14 protein-coding genes are annotated in these 23,402 nt (G+C 28.1%); 3 read left to right on the top strand and 11 right to left on the bottom strand.

Features of this window, described 5'->3' with window-relative positions:
* Positions 1-11: 11 nt before the first annotated feature.
* From ACI48P_RS07300 to ACI48P_RS07270, 7 genes are all read right to left on the bottom strand, one after another.
* Entirely contained in the window at positions 12-3,179 is a 3,168-nt protein-coding gene (locus tag ACI48P_RS07300; protein WP_475214827.1) for a hypothetical protein, read from the bottom strand.
* Positions 3,173-4,201: a restriction endonuclease-related protein gene (locus ACI48P_RS07295; protein WP_475214826.1), complete on the bottom strand. Its 1,029-nt coding sequence runs from the start codon at positions 4,199-4,201 to the stop codon at positions 3,173-3,175. Before ACI48P_RS07295 ends, ACI48P_RS07300 begins: the two co-directional genes overlap by 7 nt.
* A gap of 80 nt (positions 4,202-4,281) precedes the next feature.
* Positions 4,282-6,588 (bottom strand): hypothetical protein, encoded by a 2,307-nt coding sequence (locus tag ACI48P_RS07290; RefSeq protein WP_475214825.1) that lies wholly within the window; start codon positions 6,586-6,588, stop codon positions 4,282-4,284.
* A 229-nt stretch (positions 6,589-6,817) separates the two neighbouring features.
* Positions 6,818-7,210: a hypothetical protein gene (locus tag ACI48P_RS07285; RefSeq protein ID WP_475214824.1), complete on the bottom strand. Its 393-nt coding sequence runs from the start codon at positions 7,208-7,210 to the stop codon at positions 6,818-6,820.
* Positions 7,211-7,406: 196 nt separating this feature from the next.
* Positions 7,407-10,895, bottom strand: a complete 3,489-nt coding sequence (locus ACI48P_RS07280; RefSeq protein WP_475214823.1) for an AAA family ATPase — start codon at positions 10,893-10,895, stop codon at positions 7,407-7,409.
* A complete protein-coding gene (locus tag ACI48P_RS07275) occupies positions 10,882-12,102 on the bottom strand; it encodes an exonuclease SbcCD subunit D (protein WP_475214822.1) in 1,221 nt (406 codons plus the stop codon). Before ACI48P_RS07275 ends, ACI48P_RS07280 begins: the two co-directional genes overlap by 14 nt.
* Before the next feature lie 126 nt (positions 12,103-12,228).
* Entirely contained in the window at positions 12,229-13,254 is a 1,026-nt protein-coding gene (locus tag ACI48P_RS07270) for a helix-turn-helix transcriptional regulator (protein ID WP_475214821.1), read from the bottom strand.
* 132 nt (positions 13,255-13,386) lie between these two features.
* Here ACI48P_RS07270 and ACI48P_RS07265 point away from each other — a divergent pair, with 132 nt between their 5' ends.
* Both ACI48P_RS07265 and ACI48P_RS07260 read left to right on the top strand, forming a co-directional pair.
* Positions 13,387-14,457 carry a hypothetical protein gene (locus ACI48P_RS07265; RefSeq protein WP_475214820.1) on the top strand — a complete coding sequence of 357 codons (1,071 nt, stop codon included), beginning with the start codon at positions 13,387-13,389 and terminating at the stop codon, positions 14,455-14,457.
* 5 nt (positions 14,458-14,462) lie between these two features.
* A complete protein-coding gene (locus ACI48P_RS07260; RefSeq protein ID WP_475214819.1) occupies positions 14,463-15,674 on the top strand; it encodes an amidohydrolase family protein in 1,212 nt (403 codons plus the stop codon).
* Positions 15,675-15,765: 91 nt separating this feature from the next.
* Here the strand turns inward: ACI48P_RS07260 and ACI48P_RS07255 are convergent, their stop codons facing one another.
* Positions 15,766-16,338: a tyrosine-type recombinase/integrase gene (locus ACI48P_RS07255; protein WP_475214818.1), complete on the bottom strand. Its 573-nt coding sequence runs from the start codon at positions 16,336-16,338 to the stop codon at positions 15,766-15,768.
* Between the two features lie 263 nt (positions 16,339-16,601).
* On the opposite strand from ACI48P_RS07255, the gene ACI48P_RS07250 reads away from it, so the two are divergent.
* On the top strand, positions 16,602-16,937 hold the full coding sequence (locus ACI48P_RS07250) for a nucleotidyltransferase domain-containing protein (RefSeq protein ID WP_475214817.1): 336 nt from the start codon (positions 16,602-16,604) through the stop codon (positions 16,935-16,937).
* 94 nt (positions 16,938-17,031) lie between these two features.
* Here the strand turns inward: ACI48P_RS07250 and ACI48P_RS07245 are convergent, their stop codons facing one another.
* The 3 genes from ACI48P_RS07245 to ACI48P_RS07235 are packed head-to-tail and all read right to left on the bottom strand — an operon-like array spanning position 17,032 to position 23,256.
* Positions 17,032-20,277: a helicase-related protein gene (locus ACI48P_RS07245; protein WP_475214816.1), complete on the bottom strand. Its 3,246-nt coding sequence runs from the start codon at positions 20,275-20,277 to the stop codon at positions 17,032-17,034.
* The gene (locus tag ACI48P_RS07240; RefSeq protein WP_475214815.1) at positions 20,274-22,040 is read right to left on the bottom strand and encodes a phospholipase D-like domain-containing protein; all 1,767 of its coding nucleotides are present in this window, start codon (positions 22,038-22,040) and stop codon (positions 20,274-20,276) included. Before ACI48P_RS07240 ends, ACI48P_RS07245 begins: the two co-directional genes overlap by 4 nt.
* Positions 22,033-23,256, bottom strand: a complete 1,224-nt coding sequence (locus tag ACI48P_RS07235) for a DUF6361 family protein (RefSeq protein WP_475214814.1) — start codon at positions 23,254-23,256, stop codon at positions 22,033-22,035. The genes ACI48P_RS07240 and ACI48P_RS07235 overlap by 8 nt, the downstream gene beginning before the upstream one ends.
* Positions 23,257-23,402: the final 146 nt, after the last annotated feature.

The raw sequence follows: 23,402 nt of genomic DNA, 5'->3' as shown, positions 1-23,402 counted from the left end.
TAAGTTTCTCCCTATTCTTCTATTATCAAATCGTAATTATTTAATCCATCCCTAATATCCTTGTATAAATAATTTACAACAGGATTATCCTTATTAAATATATCCTGCCAAGCCGTAAAAATACTTGTCTTACTTGTATCAATCATTTCATTTTCACCACTCTCAGCTGTAGCTGGATAAAATGCACTATCTACTAAATGTATATTTACACTTGTACCACCTCTTTGCCCTCTTCCTGCTATCTGCTTAAGTAGTACTGCAGTATTTCCTGCTATTGCTTCCTTTACATCTTTAGGTGCGCTGCTATATGTATTTAAATCACTTATTTTCCTATTCATTTTGTACATATCACGCTTTAAGGATTTATAATCATCATGGACCGATGGAATAGTTAAATATTTATGTATATAAGATATCTTTGACTTTAAATCAGTTGGATTTGGCATTTTTCTATTTATAATTATAATATCTCTAAAATAGCTCTTTCCTTTACTATTTACAATATTATATCCTCTCCCAATAATAGTATCTACAGCTATAAATACTTTCACATTCTTAGCTTCTTTTTCAATATCTAACTTGTTAATATACTTTTTACTATCAAACTGCCCTAATTCTTCACTATATAGACACTTTGCATTAACTCCATCTTGTAATAATTGCTCCAATATTAACTTTCCATTTTGATAAGATGTCGTAACAATTAATATTCCTGTATCACTTTCTTCAAGCGGAGATATGATACTTCCTCTTATTTTTTTGCTCAATTCAATAATATTTTTATCTCTTAAAAATTTATCCTTATGACCACTAACTCTAATAGGTTCACCATTAATATCTTTGTAAACATAACATTTAAAATTCACTTTACTATTCGTATAATCTGTACGTTTTAGTAGGTAGTTAACTTGATGTTTTATATTGTATAAACTTGACCCTATACCTGCTCCTGTAGCACTAGTAATATACATAAATGGTGTTGGTATATCATACATTGTACTTACTGCATATGGATTATTGAATAATATTTCTCTACCTATGCCACTATATATTTTCTTTTTTAATGTAACACCTTCATAACCTATATCTAAACGATATCCATCAATATCTTTTATAAGAGGTTTAGTTGCAAAAATATGATTTTCAGCCTTTGGTGCTACTGGCAAGAAACTTTGACTCTCTTTATTTTTACTATCTTGTTTAAAGTTACTTTGTATTCCTAGTTCAAAAATAGCTTTATAGTTTTTATACACACTATCTAAATAACTATTTATTGAGGCTAACAGTACGATAAATGTTAATTCTTCATTTCTTTTATTGATTTCTTTAACTTTTTTGAAATTAATTTTTATATCATCTTTGTCAAAGTTAATACCATTAATATTCAATTCTTCCTCTTGCTCTTGTGTTAATCTTATATTTGTTAATATTCTTTTAAAATCTTTTAATACACCATCAAATATCTTATCTATTTCTATATCATCATTTTGATATTTTTCAATTATCTTATTAATTATTTCTTTTCTAATGGTATCAATATTAAAATTTAAAGTTGCATGTATTCTATTTATTATCTTCTTTTCATCTAATATATCTCCATCTTTAATCTTAACACTACTAATATACTTTTCTGTCCACTCTTCTATTAATTGTGTTATCGTAAAATCTCTACTTCCTAGCCAACTTCTTATATTGCTTGTTGATTTTTCTTGATGGAAAAATAGTAAATGTAGCATATCAATTTGCACATCATAATTAGTTACATTTTCTTTATACTCTTTGATTTTAGGAATATTTACAAAATTATTTCTGGTGAAAAAATTATGTAAAAGTTTCATAAATTCTTCTAAATGCTGACCTCTAGCACTTGCAACGGTATCCATAGAATATACCTGCATTAGATCACAAAATATTTCTTCTGATATTTCTTGTATCTTGTCTACTTCATCAATTATAATTACATCAGCCCAAATATTAAGTATTTCAAAAGGTGTTCTTGTTGATTTATCTACCTTTTGCGTTACTAGTGTTGAAAAAAGATTATATGGGGTAGTAATTACTAGGTCACTTTTTTCAATGCTTTTGTACATTTTGTAAAAGTTACATTCTCCATCACTAGTTTTTGTAATATCCTTACTGCACCTTTGACAAACATGCATATCGCTATTTGTACAAGTAAAGTCTAGATTATCAAATAATTTTTTATTATCTTTAATTATTTTAAACATACTCACTTTTTCTTTGCTTTGTATAAATTTATCAATATGCTTCTGTCTATTTTTTCCCATTATAATAGTAGAGTTTATTCCTAGATCATCATATTTTATTTTAGTATTTATTGATGCTGGGGCATGTGTGTCTGTAATATAAAGTACCTTTAAACCTTCTTCAGTTAGCTTCTTTATATAAATATCAAAAAGTACACTTTTACCTGCTCCTGTTGGTCCTGCTATATGTACAATTCCATCGGACCATGCTTTTACTTCTTCTAGATCTATTTCTTTATAATTTTTATAATAATATGGTTCATTTACATACTTATCCATATCTTTTATATAATCATCGTCTATGCTTTTAATTACTTTTTCTACTTTTTCAATTATGTTATATGTATTTTTTTCTTGGATTCGTTGGTTTAATAATGGGGTTATAATATCATCTTTTTTCCCTTCATCCAAAGCTATATAATAACTATCCGTTAATACTTTTTTGTATGAATTAATTCTGTCTGCATAATACTTTATATTTCCATTTAAATGTATATTACCACCTTTATCTTTTTTAAATAACATGCTATTTTTTACTATTTCATCATTCTGTTTAAAATAAAAAGTTTGTATTAAAATTCTCTTTTCCCATTCTTCTGCAAAACTATTTAAAAAGGTATGAGCATGAATTATAAACTTGTCCTGTTCCCTTGTAGTATCTATAAACATCTTATGCACAGTTGAAAACAATAATAAAACTTCATCTGTACTAAAAGGCCTCTTGTAAATTTCATAAGCAGTAAATAGAAGCAATTCAACATATATAAACTTATTAATTTTGAGGTTTTGGCTTCTTCCACCACCTTTAATTTTTAAACTTTCAATTGTTGTTTTTGCAATGTCTCCAAATGTGTCTACAAATATTTCTCTTTCACTATCTGTGGACATTCTTAAATAACTGTATCTTAGCATATATTATTCCTTTCCATCCTAATTACTTTATCTATTAAATCCTCTTTGTTATATATCCTACTATTACCACTGTTTATAATATTTCGTAACTCTCTTTTTTGATCTAAATAATATTCATCAGGAACTATAATCCATCTATTTTTATATTTGTCTTTAAGATATCCATTCTTATTTAAAATTTCTTTCTTTAAGTCAGTATTACGGTAATATGCTTTCATATCTAAATATATTTCTTGATTATTTATTGATATTTCTATATCTCCATCTACTTCTATATCAGGGAATAATCTTGCATCAATACCTGCTTCTAATAGTGCTTCAAATATTTTCATTTCAAATCTTCCTGGTCTTACAATACTTGAGTATATAATTGACTTTGCAATTAATGTCCCTCTTTTTAATGTAATTTCTTCAAACTTTGGAATATTACATAATCTATGTATTATTTCTCTTCCTTCTAACTCTTTTACATATCCACATTCATTACAGGCTAAATAATCAGTATCTTTACTTACCATGTGATAACAATCTTTAATGTAATCTAGTCCTATTTGTTTATTTAAAAAATCTACTTTTGTTCCCATAAAAGCAAACTTCATTTCTTGTCTATTTTTTAATATAGGATTTTCTATTATAAATTTTCTTGTAGTTCTATATAGTTCATCTGCTTGTTCTTTGTCCTTACTTTGAATTTTGAAACACTCTTCTCTAAACTTTTCAAAACGTTCATCTTGTTTTTTACTCGGAGTATCAAATATATCTGTATGCCATTTACTCCAAACATCATTCAATCTACAATCTTCATCTAATAAAGGTTCTTGTATTTCTTCTACACCCTCTATGTATTCACTTACCGGTAATGAACATAATTTATCAATAAAATTTATCAATGTACAATTTTCAAATAGCTTATATTTATAGTCGTATAAAATATCAATACGTTTATAATCCATCTTAGCACCAAGTGTTTCATTTTTTATAAACGTTATAAATTCCATCAGTGTATCTTGAGTATTTTTCATTTGTCCTCCTTTTTAGAAGGTCCGACTATACTGCGTTTTACTATCGGACCATATATTATGTTTTAAGTTTTCACAAAAACTTATATATGTTTCTCTAATCCTGTTATATAGTCAGTTATTATAATTCTATTTAAATGTTTGTATGTAGTCACATTTAATCTTAAATTATGGATTAACTTAATAATATCAAAATCATCTTTATTAGATTTTATCTCGAAAGCTATTCTGTTTTTATATTCTGTTGTAGCTCCTACACTTGTCCCACCTTTTGTATTAGTCCACGCTCTTACTTTAGAAGCAACAACTGTACTATTATTTCCTTGTACCTTTTCTCCTACTGAAATATACACATTGTCATGAGACTCATACAATCCTTTACCTAATGAAATCTCATCATTCAGTATTTGAATAAACTCACGATTTAATAAATCAGTTGTAATATATATATCTGCATTTCTTTTTATCCTTTCTATAGATTCTAAATCCATAGAATTTAAAATACTATTTCTTTTAACTTCTCCTTCTTCTAAAACCACAATCTTTTCTCGTTTTTCCTCATTTAATAAATTTATAAATGTATCTAGACTTAACTCATTATTGTTGGATTTATGTAAACTTACTTCGCTTAAATAGCTATATACGTTGCTAATATGAATAAATTCTTCTACTACTGATGGTATATATAATTCTATGCTTTCATTGTCTAATCTTGCAATAATATTTGTATCTTTTATTTTATGCATAGTGTATATAACTTGATTTTCTTTAATTGCTTGATTGGCATTTCCAAACCCTATATCATTTAATAAATCTAATATTGCTGCTCTTACTCTATGAGATATTTCTTCATCTTTTTTTTCTATAAATTGATTTATTATACCAATTTTATCTAAACTATTACGTAAGATATTTTTAGCATCTGTACTATCATTTCTATTTTCTAACTCAACAAGTGCAATATTAAAATCACCTTCAAAGTTAATTTCTTTATTTATATTTAATAACCTATCTCCTATTTCTTCCTTGTCTTCTTTAGGTGACAGTGTACCTTTTACTGGTGTATTTACTAGTTTTAATAATACTTCCTTACCATCTCCAACCAAAAGTCTATAATTATATCCTTCTAATCTATCTAATCCTTTGTTCCCTGCAAAAATACCATTTTCTATAGTATCTACAACAGTATCAAATATTTTATTTTCTCCATCATGCACAATATACAAATTGATATTGCTTACATTATTTCTATATATCGTATTAGCTAAAATTAACTTATTACTGTTATTTATAGCTCCAGCTTTATTCCTGTATGATATTTCTTCTAATTCATTTATTGGTTCTAATTCAGGTATAACTCTATTTATATAATTATATATATCTAACTTATCCTGAGCTGGTAAACCACTTCCTATTTTACTTTTTCTCCCTAGTTTTGGATGATATTGTACAAATATAAAATCACTTTCTTCTTGACCCTCTACATAATCTTTTATTTCCTCAAATGTTATCCCTTTATCGTCTAAAAACTTAAACAGCTTCCAGTCACCTGAGACTATTTTAATCTCTTGATTTTTTTTATCAAAAGATACTCTAGGTGTATGATAATGTTCTCCATCATGAACAAGAATTGTGTTCCTATCAGCTTTGCTGTATTTTATAGCTTCTTTTGTTTCTATTCCTCTTATAAATCTCTTTACCCCTACATTAGGAAATAAGTATATGTCTTTATCTATTACTTCGATTTGAGGCGATATGTATATTGCATATTTATAATCTTTATATTCTAAAACATCTGTTATTAAGTAATGACCGTCTGATTTGCTATAACATGGATACAGTTTAACATTAATAGATGGTGTAACATAGTTATCGTTATCTTGCATTCCTATCTTTAATTCTTTTCCTGACATTGCTTTTAGTATCAGTGCCTTTATTAAAGCTATGTTATCTTTCAAAAACTTGCCTTCTGTACGACCTTGTAATTTTAAATCTATACTTATATCCATCTCTACTGGACAACCCATATATTCTTCTATCCCCTCTTTATGTTGAGTTATAAATTCCTCTATTGAGTTTGTAATTATATACATTGCTCTTTTAACTTCTTCAGTTTTTAAAGTACTATTACAGTAAAGTGCTATAAAATCATCATCCTTACCTTCTGATTTCATAAATAACGCAACTGGATTTACTGAATTTACAACATGCGGTATTCTAGTAACATTACCCGCCATCCATTCTTTATTTAATACATCCTTGGCATAACTTCTTATAAGTTTTACTGCTTTTACAACACTTTCATCTGTTTTATAAATGTTGTAATTATTTTTTTCTAAAAATTCGTCTGTTATTTTAAACCCTAACTGCTTTAAATGTTTTTTTGCCATTGTTTACTCCTTTACCTACTCCTTAGCATACTTAGAATAAAATAATTCAATAGTTCGTTTATTTACTAAACCTTATTGAATACCATATTATTGTAATATATTTATTTATCTCACTACAACAAATAGGTATGCATATATATGCATACCTATTTTGTATAAACACTATTAACTAATTAATTTATAAATTTAGCAGTTGTACCCTGTGGTGTATTTTCAACTACTAGATATATTATTTTAATCGTAATCCTCCTCGGATATGTTCACATACTCCACACCATACCAATATATTATTTATAGCAGAGCTTCTTCTAAATACAGACTTACCTATTTCTGTTTCATCTAAATAATACGCTAAACATCCATTTATACTTTCTAACGTGCAATCACCTTCGCCTAGCTTATACTTCTCATACTTTCCTGACTGTATACATCTATCAGTGCTATTTTCTAATAATTGTATTACTAACTCAAATGCTTTAAATTCAAGCATAGATTTATTCCCTAGATTAGAAACTTCTATCCCATTACTATTTAATATAGCTGTAAATGTTGTATCACCATTTCTAGATTTTTTCTTTAGTGGGATTTCTACTACTATGCTTTCTTCAAACTGTTCTTTCAATATTGTTCTTATATCTATTATCTTAAAATTCTTTCTCCTAAATATTTTTTACTTATAATTTCTATAAACAAACTATATCATAAATATGTTTATAGAGATTGTTGGCTTAATACTAAAGATAAACATACAATATGAGCCCATATTAGTGTAGGAGCTCATATTGTGTATCTGGTTGTCATATTTAAATAGTATACATCTAGCTAACTTCTATTTTAACCTTACTTCCACCTTTACCTGCTTTTGCTGGAGTAACTATAAGTTTTCTTGGAACTCTATTTTTAATAGACTCAACATGGCTTATTATACCAACTTTAAGCTTATCATTATGTATGCTTTCAAGAGACGACATAACATCCTCTAATAGTTCCTCATCTAGTGTTCCAAATCCTTCATCTAAGAAAAATAACTCAAGTGGTGCAGTTCCTTTTAACTGAATCTCAGCAGAAAGAGCCAATGCAAGTGCTAATGAAGCAAGGAATGTCTCTCCTCCAGACAGAGTACTCGCATCTCTTTGAGCGCCGCCATTTTTATAATCCCTTATAATAAATCTTCCATCAGCATCAACCTCGAGACCGTATGTACCGTTGGTTATATCCTTCAACCTCTTAGAAGCCTCTATGGAAACATATTTAAGCCTGTTAGAAGCAACATACTCTACAAACTTCTTACCCTTAAATAACTTCTCTAAATCAGCTAGTATACCTAAGTTATGGTCTAACGCTTCTTTTTTCTTTAATAACTCTTTTAATTCTTTTAACTTAATATCAATATATTTTACTTCTTCATCAACCTTTATCTTACTTTCATTCAGTATATTAATTTCTTCTTCCTTTCGAACCTTACTTATTTTTATCTCTTCCCAAGCTTCTTTACTAACTTCCCTATTATTGATTTTTTTAACTATATTCTCTATAGCACCAGTAACTTTAACTAAGCTTTCGTTGTACATTTCTATCTCAGCTTTAAATTCTTTTATCATTTCTTTAGATATAATCTTAGATTTAACATCTTCTATATTATCAAATCTTTCTTCTTTTAGACTATACTCTAATTTTTCCTTATCTGAAACTTCTCTATTTGTAAGTTCTTCCTTTTTAGTCATAGCAGATATATATTTTTCATTTCTTTCTTGGTACTTTTCATCTACATTATTTTTAAGTTCTTGTGTATTTTTAAATTCTTCGTCTATTTGATTTATTTGTTTTTCAATCGATAATAATGATTGTTCTAAGTTAGTAGAATCATCCACTTTATTCTTTATAGAGTTTATTTTTTCCTCTTTAGCACTTTCTTTACCCTCTACAGTAGCACGTACCTTTGCTAACTGCTCCTTAATAACATTAATTTCACTAGTTATAGATTCTTTAGCTTTCTCTAAAGTTTCTATTTCACTTCTTAATATTTTTATATCATTAGATAAAGCTTCTCTTTCTTTTTCTATCTTTAGTATCTCTTTATTCTTTTCTTCAAAGTCCTCTACCTTACTTTCACACTTTAGATTATTTAAATTAACTTCAATAATATCTAAATCAACTATACTTTTTTCGTGTTCTACTTTAGTATCTTTTAATAACTTTTCACGGTCTTGTAGTTTTGTTAAAACTTGTTCTAATGATTTTTCTATATCATAATTTTCTTCCTTTAATATATTTATCAACTTTTCTAATGTTTCTTTTTGCTTTGCATATACTTCTATATCCTTTTGTAGCTTATCAAACTCATTTTGAACATTTTCTAATGGTGTATTTTTAAATTCATCTCCTAGTTTTTCTATTTCACCTACCTTTAAAGTAATTATTTCCTTTTGAGTATCATACTTAGTTTTAGCCTCTGTTATATTTCTTTCTATTTTCTTTAATTCTTTTTCTTTTTTATCTATTTCTTTCTCCATATAATTAGCTTGACTAATATCTATATCTGCTAAGTTTTCATTATGATGTTCAAGTGATCCGCAAACAGGGCAGGGGTTATTTTCTTTAAGTTCTAGTCTTAACTTATGAGCTAAGTTTTCTATTTGTATTTGCTTACACTTATTCTTTAATTCTTCTAAGCCTTTTTCTAAATCTTCTTTTTTATATTCTTCAACTTTCAAACTTTCATTTAATTGTTTTGATATACTTTGAGCGTTCTCTTTTTCTTTCGTATACTGATTAAACCTTGCCCAATTCTCTTTAACTATATTTAATTTCGCCTGTAAATTTAATAAGTCTCTTGATTCCCCTGGACTATTTTTAAGTAGTTCTTCTAATTCACTATTTTTATCACTTAGAAGTTTTTGTTTTTCATCTTTTACTACTTTTAATTCAATACTTTCTTGTTTTAAGTTTTCTAGTTCTTTATTTATATTGCCTATTTTATTTTCATACTCTTTAACTATTTTAGAAATTGATTTATATTTTTGATTTAGTAATAATCCTTGTTGAACTTTTTCTTTTAATCCATCTTCGATTTTAAGATTTTCATATTTTTGCTCTTTTGATTGCAACTCATTAGTTGCTAAAATTATTTTTTCATTATTTTCTTTTAACTTAATATCATCTGAATTACGTCTATTTTCTAGTTCCTTAATTTCATCTGTTCCACTATTAATTTCAGCCATTATTATATCTAATGCTTTTTTATCTTCTATAGCATCTTTTATTCTTTGTTCTTTTATTTTTAACTTTGGTATTTCTGTATCTTTTTTATTTGTTATTACATCTAGCTTTTTTTCAATTTCTTCTTTTTTAACTTTTAATTTATCTAAGTCTTTAGTTAAATTTTCTAAAACTTCTTCATTAAGTTTATTTTCTTTTAATATATTTTCATAAGAATCTATATACGGACTTACTTTTAATGCCCTTTCTCCTAGCATTACTTTTCCATCTTTTTGCCTTATATCATCTTCGTTTAACTTCAATTTATTTTCTTCATCTTTGTGTCCTTGTAGCTCTAATTGTAAATTCCATACTTCTTCACTTTGTTTAAAAGTTTTTTCTATGGTTTTTAGCTCATCTTTAGCTTTATTTAAACTTTCATTAGCTTCTTTAGCTTTCTTAGATTTTTCTTTTAAGTACTCTTCATTTATTTCTTCATAGCCTTTTAGTTGACCCAGTAGTGATGTATGCTTATTTTTTTCTTTAGATATTTCCTTTGATAGCTTCTGTGATAATTCGTCTCCATACTCTTTAAGATTAAAAAGTCTTTCTAACATCTCTCTTCTATCTTTACCTTCTAATCTTAAAAATTCACTAAATTTACCTTGTGGTAATACTACCGTTCTTGTAAAGTCATCTATATTTAATCCTATTATATCTTCACATTGTTTCGTAACTAAAGTTGATTTATCTGCAAGTATTTCTTTTTCATTTGTTATATCAGTAATTTTAGCTCCCGATGTATCTATTCCTCCATTTTTATTTCTTTTGAATCCTCTTTCCACAATATATCTACGTTTAGTTGCTCCTAATATTTCAAATTCAAAAACTATACTTGCTCTATCACAATTAGAGTTTATATAGTTTGAGCTTTTTCTAGCTATCTTTCCGTATAAAGCCAATGTTATACCATCTAGTACTGTAGACTTTCCACTTCCTGTTGGTCCAAATATACCAAACAATCCTCTACTTGTAAGTTCTTCAAAATCAATTTCTTGTTCATCTATAAAACTATTTAGTCCTTTTACCTTTAGCTTAATTGGTCTCATCTATATCACACTCCCCTAATATCGATAACAATACATCTACTACTTCTTGCTGTACTTCTACACTTCTTTCTTTTTTATAAAAGTCTCTAAATAATTCTTCAAATGACTTTTGTGACATACTCTCACTTGTATTTTCTTCTTCATCATTGCCTATTATTTTAGGAGTAATTTCTAATATATCATTCTTTAATTCTTTCATTTTCTTTATTTCATCTTCTCTTATATATCTATCAGTACTTACTTCTATGTACACCCAACAATTACTATCTTTATTTTCTTCACATTTTTGTATTGCATTTTCTATACCATCACATTTCCATATTTCTATAGGTTTATATACTTTTAGTGGTATTTCTTCTATCTTACACTCTTCTTTTGGATGTATATCTACTATAAAGCATTTTTTATCGTAACTTATCTCTTTTTTATTGTAATGAATAGGAGATCCAGAGTATCTTGCTCTCTTTTCTGTTCCTGGTACTATTTGTGGCTTATGAACATGCCCAAGTGCTATATATTGTGCTTCTTTTGGAAAGCAACTTCCATTTACTATAAAGCTTCCTCCTAATTGAATGCTTCGCTCTGATCCACCTTCTACACTTCCCATTGTATACAAGTGAGATACTACCAAGTTTATAGTATCTTCCCTATAGTTTTCTTTTAACTTATCAAATAATGTATGTATTCTATCACTATATGTTTTTAACTTGTCTTCGTCATTATCCATTTCTGTGTATAACACTTCATTTAATCTTTTTTCACTAGGATAAGGTACTGTTAATATTACTGCCTTTTCTTTATTTATTTCTATTTCTATAAACCCTTCTCCAGAATTTAATACTTTATGTTTCCCATAGTCTCCTACTGACACAACTGTCTTTGGTGTTCCTACCATTATTATTCCATGGTCCATTGCAAGTGGCCCAGCTGCTAATATTCTTTCTGGGTTATCATGATTTCCTGATACTACTAACGTTAATCTTTCTCCATTTTTTGAAATATTCTTTAGTGTGTTATAAAACATCTTTTCTGCTCTTGCTGGTGGATTACTCGTATCATATATATCTCCTGCAATTATTACTAAATCTATATCATTTTCTTCTACTATACCTATAAAATCTTCTAGAAATTGTTCTTGTTCATCCATTCTGCTGGCTCCATCTAGATTTTTACCTAAATGCCAGTCCCCTGTATGTAATACTCTCATTCTAACCTCCATATTTCATTTATTTTACAATTAGGCTAATATGCCATTATATATTACGTTATATAAGTAAGTGTATACATTATTTATACATTCTACAACAATAAGGTATGCATATTTATGCATACCTTATTGTCCATATAGATTATTTATCTTATCTATCTCTTCTTTAATATTTTTTATTAAAATTTCCGGGTAAATAACTTTTACATTATGCCCTAGCTGTAATATCCATTTAGTAATACCTTGACTTACCTTTGCTTCAAACTTCACCTTATATAAGTCGTCTCCTAGCTTTTCTATATATACGTCATCTCCTAATTCATCTATAAATATACTTAATAATCCTTTGTTACTTTCTAATACTATTTCACTCGTTTCTTTACCAGAATACATTTTAAATGACTTCTTAGTATAATCAACTGGATTAAACTTGTTTTTACATTCTTCTATATGACTTAAATCATCAATTTCATCTAAAAGAATATTTATATTTTTTATTTTATCTATTCTATAGTTAGTTAAGACACCTGATCTACTATTGCCTTCACCTATTAAGTAATACTTATCTCTTTGCAATATCATTGTTACTGGATTTACATTATAGACTTTAATGTTATTTTCATTATCCAATTTAGCTACAAGTTGCTTTCTTTCATCATATGTATAATAATTAAATGATATTTTCTTACCTTCACTTATTGCCCGATCAATCTTGTCTACATTATAGAAAATCTCTTCATTTATAGCTTTCGATCTATCGTCTATATAAGCATACTTTCTTATACCATATTTATTATATATAGTGTTAAGTTTACATAACTTATTTATAATTTCTTCACTTTTCTTTTTAGTTATAAATTTACTCGCATATATACAATCTGCTAATATTCTTAACTCATATGGCTCAAATTCATGACTTATCATATAGTACCCTTTATAATTATTGTTTTTTTCTACAATCTCTATATCTAGTCCTAATTTTATTAAGTCTTGTATATATCTATCTACCGTTCTCTTGTCTCCAATTGGCTCATATCCTTTTTCTTTCATATATCTATCAATATCTTTTTTAGATAAAATATTTTCTTCGTCTGAATACTGTTTTAAAACTTCCATTAATATATAAAATTTTATATGATTATCTTTTACCATCCTACATACACCTCCATCACATTATATTTTTAATTTATATAATGGTATCACTATATATTAACCAATACAATTCTTAAACATATAATATAAATAATATAAAATCTATAATTTTTCCAAAGGGGGATAATCTCAATGAAAGAAGTTAACCGTAAGAAGTGGACTAAAATTGAAATAGTAGGTCTAATCCTTGTTATTTCAAGCCTTTTAGCTCTTATTTTTTCACCAGATAGCTTATCTAATCTTTTTAACTCTATTACAGCTCAAGTATTCCCAATAGTTGTAGATGTATTTCTAACAAGTGATGTTGGAATAGCCATAGTTGTAAGTGTAATTGTAGGACGTATACTAGAGCGCTTTGGTTTTACAGATGCACTAATTCGCCTATTCTTACCTATAATGAAAATACTAAATATAAACCCTTCAGTTGTTATACCAAGTATATACAATATATTAGGTGATATTAACGCCTCAGGAAAAGTTGCTGGACCTGTACTTGTTAAAGCAAACGCAACAAAATCAGAACAAAAGATTGCAGTAGCAACTATGATACAAAACCCTCAATCTTTTGCTACCTTTGTACTTGGAATCATTACTCTTAGTGTATTTAAAATTAATAGTTTACCACTTGTTATTCTATCTATATTTTTACCTCTTATTATTGTACCTTTTATCTTATCAAAAACTATATATAGAAATACTAAAGGTGTTGAATTACAAGAACTTCCTCGATTTACACCTAATACCCCTATTATGAAGGTACTCTTTGATTCAGGAGCTGAAGGTATGCATCTATTATTGTTAGTAATAATACCTGCTGTAGCTGTAGTATTTTCTATAATTGGAGTTTTAGATTTCCTTGGACTATGGAGCCAAATTCAATATTATATGGGATCTATTTTATCAGTTTTAGGAATTGAACCATCAAGTGGTATAGTTTCTTTTTTAGTAAGCCCAACTTTAGCAATGTCACAAATAGCTAATTTAGTTGGTCAAATTGACCCTCGCTTAGTAGTTGGAGGTTTTGTGCTTGCAAACTCTGGATTACCACTATCTGTAATTCTAGGTCAAGTACCTGTTACCTGGGCTGAATCAACAGATTTAACAGAGAAAGAAGCTTTAAATGCTGCAGTATTAGGATGTTTAATTAGAGTAGTAACTGCTACTATATTAGCATATGGACTTACTCCATTTATAGTGGGGTGATTTTAATGAAAGATAATATATTTGCCTGTCGTGCTAAGAAAATAATTACTTTATCTGAAAAAGGAACTATTGAAGATGGCGTAATTATTATAAATGATGGAAAGATTGAAAATGTAGGAACTTATAAAGAGTTAAAAAATGATCTTAATAATATACCTGTGTATGACTACGGTGAAAAAGTAATTACACCTTCTTTAATTGACTGTCACTGTCATTTGTTAGAGTATGCTGCGGGGTCACTTTATCCTGTTACAAAAGAAACCTATCTAGAAGCTGGACGAATGTTATTATTTAATGCACTTTTATCTGGTATAACATGCATAGGAGAACAAATTTGCGGAAGCCCTATCTGTAGTATTTCTATAGATGATTATATAAAACTTGCTAAAGACTCACCTTTAAGAGTAAAATTCTCATTAAATAGTATTACCATAGGAACAAATGATTTGTCTAGTTATACTTGCTTACATGAGAGTGAGCAAGTTACTAAAAATATGTTATCCGATGTTAAAGAAGTGTCTTTAATAGCTGATAAAAATGAATTTCCAGGTGAAAATATATTTATTAATGCTACACCTGCTAACCTACCTCTTTCTTCTGTTCCTAGAGCAGGAGAGCTTGTTTTTAACGAAGCAGAACTTAAATCTATAGTGAATATTTTTCATGAGAAAGGCAAAAAAATTGGAGCTCATGTAGCTGGGGAAGAAGGAATTAATCTAGCACTTAAATGTGGTATAGATGTTCTTCATCATGCTCATAGTATTACTGATGAACAAATAATAAGAGCAAAGGCTAATAATACTTCTATCGTAGCAACACCTTTAGGTGGTACACACCTTACACCTAATTTGCCTTATGATATATTAAATTTAGTAAAAGAAGGTATTGAGGTATCAATTGCAACTGATGCATATTTACCTCCAGCTCCTCATTTAAATTTAGATGAGAATAATCTATATGGATCTGATGTATTAATGCTTCTTGCTCAACCATCTATGAAATTATTATTTGAAAATGGATTCGATGAGAATATATGTCTTTCTTTATTAACTACTAATCCTGCCAGAATACTTGGTTTGGAGGAAACTGTTGGAAAGCTTGATATTGGTATGAATGCTGATTTCTTAGTTGCTGATGGTGTCCCTGGATTAGAAATCACTACTCCTAATCAAATATCATCCACATTCATCAATGGTAAAAAATTAATTTCTCGATAATAGTTTTAGAATATATTAATTAAATTATATACAAATAAAGTAGATATCTTAAAATTACTAATCAATTTTAGATATCTACTTTATTTTTTATTTAATTTCTTAATTTCTTTAAAGCATCTTCAAATTCCTCATCAGCAATATGAGTATAAATCATCGTAGTACTTAAATCTTCATGACCTAAAGCTTTTTGTACTAATCTTATATTTTTAGTAGCTCTTAATAAATCTGAAGCAAATGTGTGTCTAAACGTATGAGGGCTTACATTTTTAGTTATACCTGCTTTTTCCGAATACTCAGCCACCATTCGTCTTACATTCCTATCATCTAACTTATTCTTGCTACTTGTAGTAAATACATGTTCACATATACCTAACTTTTCAACTTGTCTTTCTTTCCATACTCTTAACTCTTCTACAATACTTTCAGAAATCCAAAGAATTCTGTCTTTTGCTCCTTTACCTTCTACAACCTTTAATTGACCTGTCATTAAATTAATATCTTTCCATCTGAGATTAATCATCTCAGATAATCTCAGTCCTGAAGCTAAAAATAATTTAATCATAGTACGATTTTTAAATGAGTTAAAATATCTTATGTTAAAAACACTTATCAACTGCCCTTGTTCCTGCTCTGTTAAAAACTCTGGAATCTTCCTTTTTGCCATAAAATACTCCTTCTTAGTACTTTTACCCGATAATACATATTATAGGGTATTATTCACCTGTTCTATTATTATAGATTCCTAATATAAATCTATAACTACATAAAAGGGTATTATTCACTTTGAACTAATTATTTCTAAATTATTATAATATTTTAATAGAATTTTATTTGATATAGCAAAAGTGAATTATAGTTTATAGATAAAATAAGTTATAATATATTAATAGATAATGAACTTATTATTAAAAGGAGATATTTTATTAAATGACAATACATCAAGAAATAAATAATATCATTTCTAAAATAAATCAAGATGCTCCCATAAGTGAGATATACTTATTTGGATCCTATGCTTATGGAACTCCAAATAAATCAAGCGATATAGATTTGTGTATAATAACAAATGATTATGAGTCTCGTAAAAGAGATTTGGTTGTAAAAATAAGAGGATCGATTACAAAGGCTACAAACATTCCAGTAGATATGCTTTTATATAAGAGTTCTGAGTTTTATAATAGAGCTAATTTACCTTTCACTTTAGAATTTAAAATAAGAAAAGAAGAAATTGTACTATATAATAAAAATACTGCCTTCAATTAGTTTCACAGTCTCGTTTAACATAAAAAACACAGTAAATCTTCTTAATAATTGATTTACTGTGTTTTTTATTATAACAAAAGTTACTTATATATAACTATTCCTGTTTTGATAAAAAATAAGAGTATTTATATATTGGACTCAAGTTCATAAATAAATCTTCTAAATAAATTCCATCTATGCCATTGCTAAATAAATACTCGATCAGCTCCTGTTGTCTTGTTTGCCCTAGACTTAGCCTATACAATGATAATATCTTAATAAGCCTATCATACTTAACCATATCTTTACTAAAAGGATAATACGGAACTATCCTCTCAATCCTAGGACCATCCACTCTTGGCAAGCACCAAAATGGAACTAACTCACAAGTTCCATGATCTCTCTCATTATTACTAGCTACTTCAAACATTTCATTCCAAATATCACTCTCAAACCTAATATCACCATATTTTTTAGCTATATTCTGTCTAATAGCCAAGCACTTATACCTGTTTATTCTACCTTCTCTTTGCTCTAAATCAATAGGATTAGATGGTAGATTCCAATGAACTATCTTCCTGCAATAGTAATGAAAATCTAATCCTTCTTGTCCAATTGATGTGGATGCTAGTACGAATGGTCTAAATGGTGAGTTGAAACTATGTCTTAAACTATCCTTACGTTGTACTTTTCCATCTTCTTTTTTAGTATCATAAAAACCAGCTGCATATCCAGATCTCATTTTTTTTGCTTTATCTGAAGTATCTCCATTTACTCTATTCACAAAACTTTCATATGTATCTATATTATAACTAGCCGAGTGACTTTTTAAATTTTTACATATTATATCTGTAAGAATATTATTCCTGTTTTCTAAATTTTTACTGTTCATATCATTTGATTCTTCTAACATATGTGTATATTCATCTAACATTGCTTGTATGTTTCCATCTACACAATACTTTAATACATTCTTCCAGTGTGTATCATCACTTCGTTTTCCATATTGAAGTTCTACAATTGAAGTAGCTTCTTGTGTGTTAAATCTATCAGATATTGTTTTACCTATTCTTACAGCATTAATTAGAGACTCTTTACTATTATTCTTAAGTAATCTAAGTGCGGCTACTGATGGTGAGCCTAGTACCATGTTAGCTAAAACTATTTTAAGGTCATTAGGCATTTTACCTAAAGTTATATTATCTTTATTAAAATATACTTCTTTTAGCTCTTCAAAGTTTTTAGCTAAGGCACTTTTATCTACATCATTATTTTCATCTTCTCTATTCTCTATTAAATTTATATTATTTAAAAATTCTCCTACTGATTCTTCTTCCAAATCAAATAATAAAGGTGCTATATAATACCAGCTTCTATCAACGGTTTTGTTGTTTATATTTATTTCACTACTTATTTTTTCTAAAAGTACCGAGATGTTGTTTTCTATTTCCTTTTTAATATCTTTTAAGGTTAATTTTCTATTTATAACATCTAGTGAATCAAACAATTTAGCAAGAGTTATACTTGGGTATAATAAACTTAATGAATTACCTATATTATATTTTATTCTAGGTGCAGGGAATCTATTTTTAGTGTTAAAATAACCTCTTCTTTCTCTTTTTTCATTAGGTGTACTTTTTACTAACTTACCTACAGTCATCCTTTCTGCTTCGTAAGAAATCAACGTAGCTATTGATCTGGGTACCATCTCCCATGCAGAAAAAATCAAAGTTTTAGAAAATTCCTCATTCCCTTTAAATGGACCACCTAGTGCATAATATGGTCTAGATGGTGGTATCCATAGTAAGCGTTCTGCATTTTTAGGAATGCTAATTTGTCTAATTTTTTCTAGTCTTCCATTTCCCATAGATATTTCATCATACTTATTGATTTTGTTTGCATTTAACCATATTTTATCTCCCTTAGCCATTGATGCTTCTTTAGGATTGTTTTTAAAGTAGTTAAATATTTTTTCCTTAAGCTTATAAGTATTCATATATGACATAATGTATGGAGCTGATTTTATATATTCCACTGGTACATGGTATTTTAAATCAATATTATTTATAATATTGTCCATTTGAGTATATGAGATTATATCATACTCACTAATACTTGCTTTGTGTTTAGATATATCTAGGTCTATTATGTCATTTGCTCCTTTTATAAGCATTCTTTCTGTTCTACATATACCTTTATATAGATATTCCTCCGCTTTATTTTTCTTCAATATAAGGGTGGCAAAGTTTTCATTAGTAGCTTCCTGTAGTGTAGTTGAGTAATCTTTCCATACTTGTTTAAATGATGTTCTTAGCTCTTCATTATCATAAAATATAAAATCCATTACCCTCATAAACTCTTTATAATGCTCATCTTCTCCACTCTCATTTATTTCTTCAAGTGTTGAGTATAGCTTGTAAGGAGTTGCAGATAATAGTAGTACCTTAGTTTTTATATCATTACTATTATTAAAAAACTTCCTGGCAAGAATTGCAGTTTCACTTTCCCCTTTTATATCAATTATCTCATTAAACCTTTGAAACTCGTCCATAATAACCAAATCAGGATTCATCAAATCAACACTTATAAAAGCCATCATAGTCCTTAGATTTTGAATCATCTTTGTAGTTCCATCATGTTTTATATTAGGATAATGCTGTACATTGTAACACAACTTTTTAAGCTCTTCTAGTAATTCATTATTATGCTGAAAGTACTCGTCTACTTTATCTATTATATCTTCTATATATTGGTAATTACTTTTATAATTACAATTTACTACTCTATCTTCAAAGTAATCTTTTACCCAACCATGCCATGCTGTTGGTGCTCTATCTATTAGCAAACGTTCAAGTCCATCTAATACACTATTTAACGGCATATACCTTTTTAATATTGCATAAGTCAATGCCCTTTCACTTACGCTACCACATCCATTGATTATATTAAATGATGTACTTGGTGTTAGGGGTATTAATTGAATATAATTTTCTTTTACTTGTTCATCATTGTCACTTTCATAGATTTTTAAATGCTGCATAGATAATCTAGTATCCCATACTCCCTCCCTAGAAACTTTATTATCTATTCTAAGTTTATTAATGTTTTGTGATGCTATACTTTGATTTGAACAAATGTATATTGCCTTAAACAAATCCTTGTTCAGTACTTCTTTGTAATGCCTAGCCATTTTAGCTATCGTACCTTTAGCTATATGAGTTTTTCCTAGCCCTACTTCATCCCCCACAAGTACTCTTGTATAGCCTTCATTAAATAAATAGGATACTCTCTCTACAGTAGCAAGTTGAAAATCTTTTAGACCTTTGATTATTTCTGACTCTCTATTTTGTAAATCTATCATCTTCTCATCCTCCTACTCGCACCTAAAACAATATTGTAGAACTCTAGAAATTCATTAGAAACAATACTATCATCATCTATCATACTAATAATTTCATTTATATCTTCAATCTTTTCAGGTTGCCTAGATACTGACTTTAGCATGTTATCATATAGTATAGGACCATCCATAGCATATCTTTCCCATGTATTGTTATTTTTATTTTTTGTTTCTATTTGTTGTAATGTTTCTATTAGAAAATCATCCGCTAATATAAATGAAATATATTTTAAGAAAGTAAATTCATTATTAATAATTGATTTGTATATTTCACTATCTCTACCATCTGGTATATTATCAGTGATTATTTTTATTACCCTCTCTACCTTTTGACCATTTTTTTCTACTTTTATTTTATAAAAGTTTCCAAGATCAATTAAATGTAGTTCATCAATATTAGTCACATTATCCATAAGCACATACTTGTTTCGTCCTAATAGACTTATATAATAATTAATATCCGCTCTTAGAGACTCTGCCTCAACTATTACTTTATAGCAATTTTCATCATCTACTACACTTGCTTTTATTTTGGTTCTACATAATTGCTTGATTGCTTTTTCTAGTTCATTTTGTATATCAACATTATCCTCACCTTTTTGTAGCATCTCAGTAACCTGTTCAAATGGATTTTCATTTTTATCCTTATCTCCAAATAAATCTTCAAGTAAATCATCTATTCTAAATCCACGTTTTTTATAAGTTAAATTAATCATAAATTCAACATTACCATTAAAAGCATTATTAGAACAGTTAGCAGAGCCTATATAAAAATTATGCTCACTGTATTTAGTTCTAGCGTAAAACTTTGCATGGATATCTTGCTTTTTATATTCACCTTCTCCATCCTCGCTCAAACTTTCTTCCCCATCAATAATTATATCTTTTAAGGTATACACATCCATTTCATTTAATATGTAACTATCTAATTTTGGAATTTCTGATTTACGAGTTATCAAAGTTTTAGGTGCATAAGACAATGCCAAATTATTCAAATCATGCACTACATTTTTACTTAAAAAAGGTGATATAATCATTAAATTATGGTAAGTATTAAAAATTTCAGTACTATCCTTATCATAGTTTTTGATACCTATTGGATGGAACTTAAAATCTGTGTAGTACCTGTTATTTGTTTCAAATTTTACATACTCTATTTCTGAAATTAACTCTTTTAATCTATCTTTTTTATCTTCATTATTTGTATATGGAATTAAAAACTCCATAAAATCTTTTAGTGGCTTATTTTGTTTATTCTTTTTCTTGTATGCTCTTCCTTCAATAGATACCACCATATCCCAACTTCTATCAAAGGTAAGATTTCTGCTAAGGACTATCAATCTATACAAATCTTCTTTTTCACTAGTGTATTTTACTACCCATACCTTAGGGTGAAAAGATTTATTATTAGATAAAGCTACTTCATACACACTCTCTTCCATAAGTGAATATATGTGATTTAAATTATCTGGTACTTTGATTTGTCCCCCTTCACAAAATACCATAAAACTATCAGAAGCCCTTCTTATACCTTCTATCACAGCAATAGGATTTTGAATAAAAGTGTCTTCCATTTCTTCTGATAAGCATAGTGCTATTGGAACTCCAATAAGAGCTTCTAAATCTAATGAATAAGTAGTCCCCACTGCAAAATCAACCTTATACCCACTTGGTGGCTTTAATAAGTCACTATATGAATGTCTTTCTTTTGATGGATTAATCATTTTGCTCTCCCTCTATTCCTCTAAAAATATCTACTGTAAGTCTTCTACCTGGTGTAAATCGATACTCTAGCTTACTGCCTCGAACCATATTGTTATCTCCATAAAAGGCTAGTTTAGGATTAGTTAACTTGGCTCTTTGTTTGCCTTTTATCTCTTCTTCTCTACTTATGATTAATCTATCTATTTCTTCTAGATTTCCATTTAGTAGTTTTTCTTTCCATTGGTTTAAAAACCTCACAACACTTCCACTACGTATATCTAATCTTTTTATAACTGCATATATATCAAAATGCTCAAATTTATATTTTACAAAATCAGATTCATACCAGTTTAGCCATTCTTCTTCAATGTCTTCATTGTTTCCTTTAGATAGTATATAATTGTATCTAATATTAGCACCGTATATAAAATCTGAAAAATCTCTAGCCATATAATAGTCTTCTTTTATACCCTTTGGTAAATCAAATAGCTCTCCTATTACATCAAAGTCATTTATTTCTTCTATTTTGTCTTTGCCTTCTTTTAGCAGATATGATAGTAATGTGTCCTTTGATTTTTTAGATTTTATTATTTTACTTTTTAGGTATTCTGCTTCTTCTAGAGTAAGTTCTATATCTAAGTTTTCTATCCAATCTTTCTTTGGTGGTATACAGCTAAAGAATTCGCTTACTATCTCTCCATTTAGTGCGTCTATATCATCTTTAGATGTTCCTTCTTCTAGATTTTCATTTCCCAACTTCTTAATTTTTTCCTTTTGATTTTTTAGTGAGCACACTGCTTTTATATATTCACCTAAAGATATTTTATCGTATTTAAATAGTCCAAAGGTACGTATTCCATTCCAATAGATACTAGATGGTTTTCTTTTTAGTTTGTGCCCTGATAGTTTTCCTATTACTCCCTCTGAGTGTTCTTTGTTTAGTATTGGTATAAGGGAGAGTTCTTGTTCATTTAGTTTGTCCATCATTTTTTTAGGTGTTGGATTTTTATCTTTTTCTAGTTCCATTAGTAGGTACGGTACTATTAGAAAGTATTTTGCTCTAGTCTGTACTGTGGATGTACCTGGGAATAATATATCTGCAAATCTATCTCTTATTTGTCCTACTCCTAGTTCATCTACTGCTTGTGGCTCAGATAGTATGTGTAGTACTGACATTACTTTATCTCGATCTTGTTTTGAATAGTCTATCCAACCAAGTTTTATTTCGTTTAACACTGCTACCCCTCCGATTTTTAGTATTTATTATATTATAACAAAAATAAATAGGATATCTGACTAAAATTAAGCCCCTAAATATATGCTTAACATTTTTACTTTTGAGGTGCATCAATTATTTTATCGCTTAAAATCACATAAGTTTT

It is taken from the genome of Romboutsia sp. LXY-2 (assembly GCF_056171995.1).
Note: the sequence above shows the minus strand (reverse complement) of the source record. Positions and strands in the feature narration are given on the sequence as shown.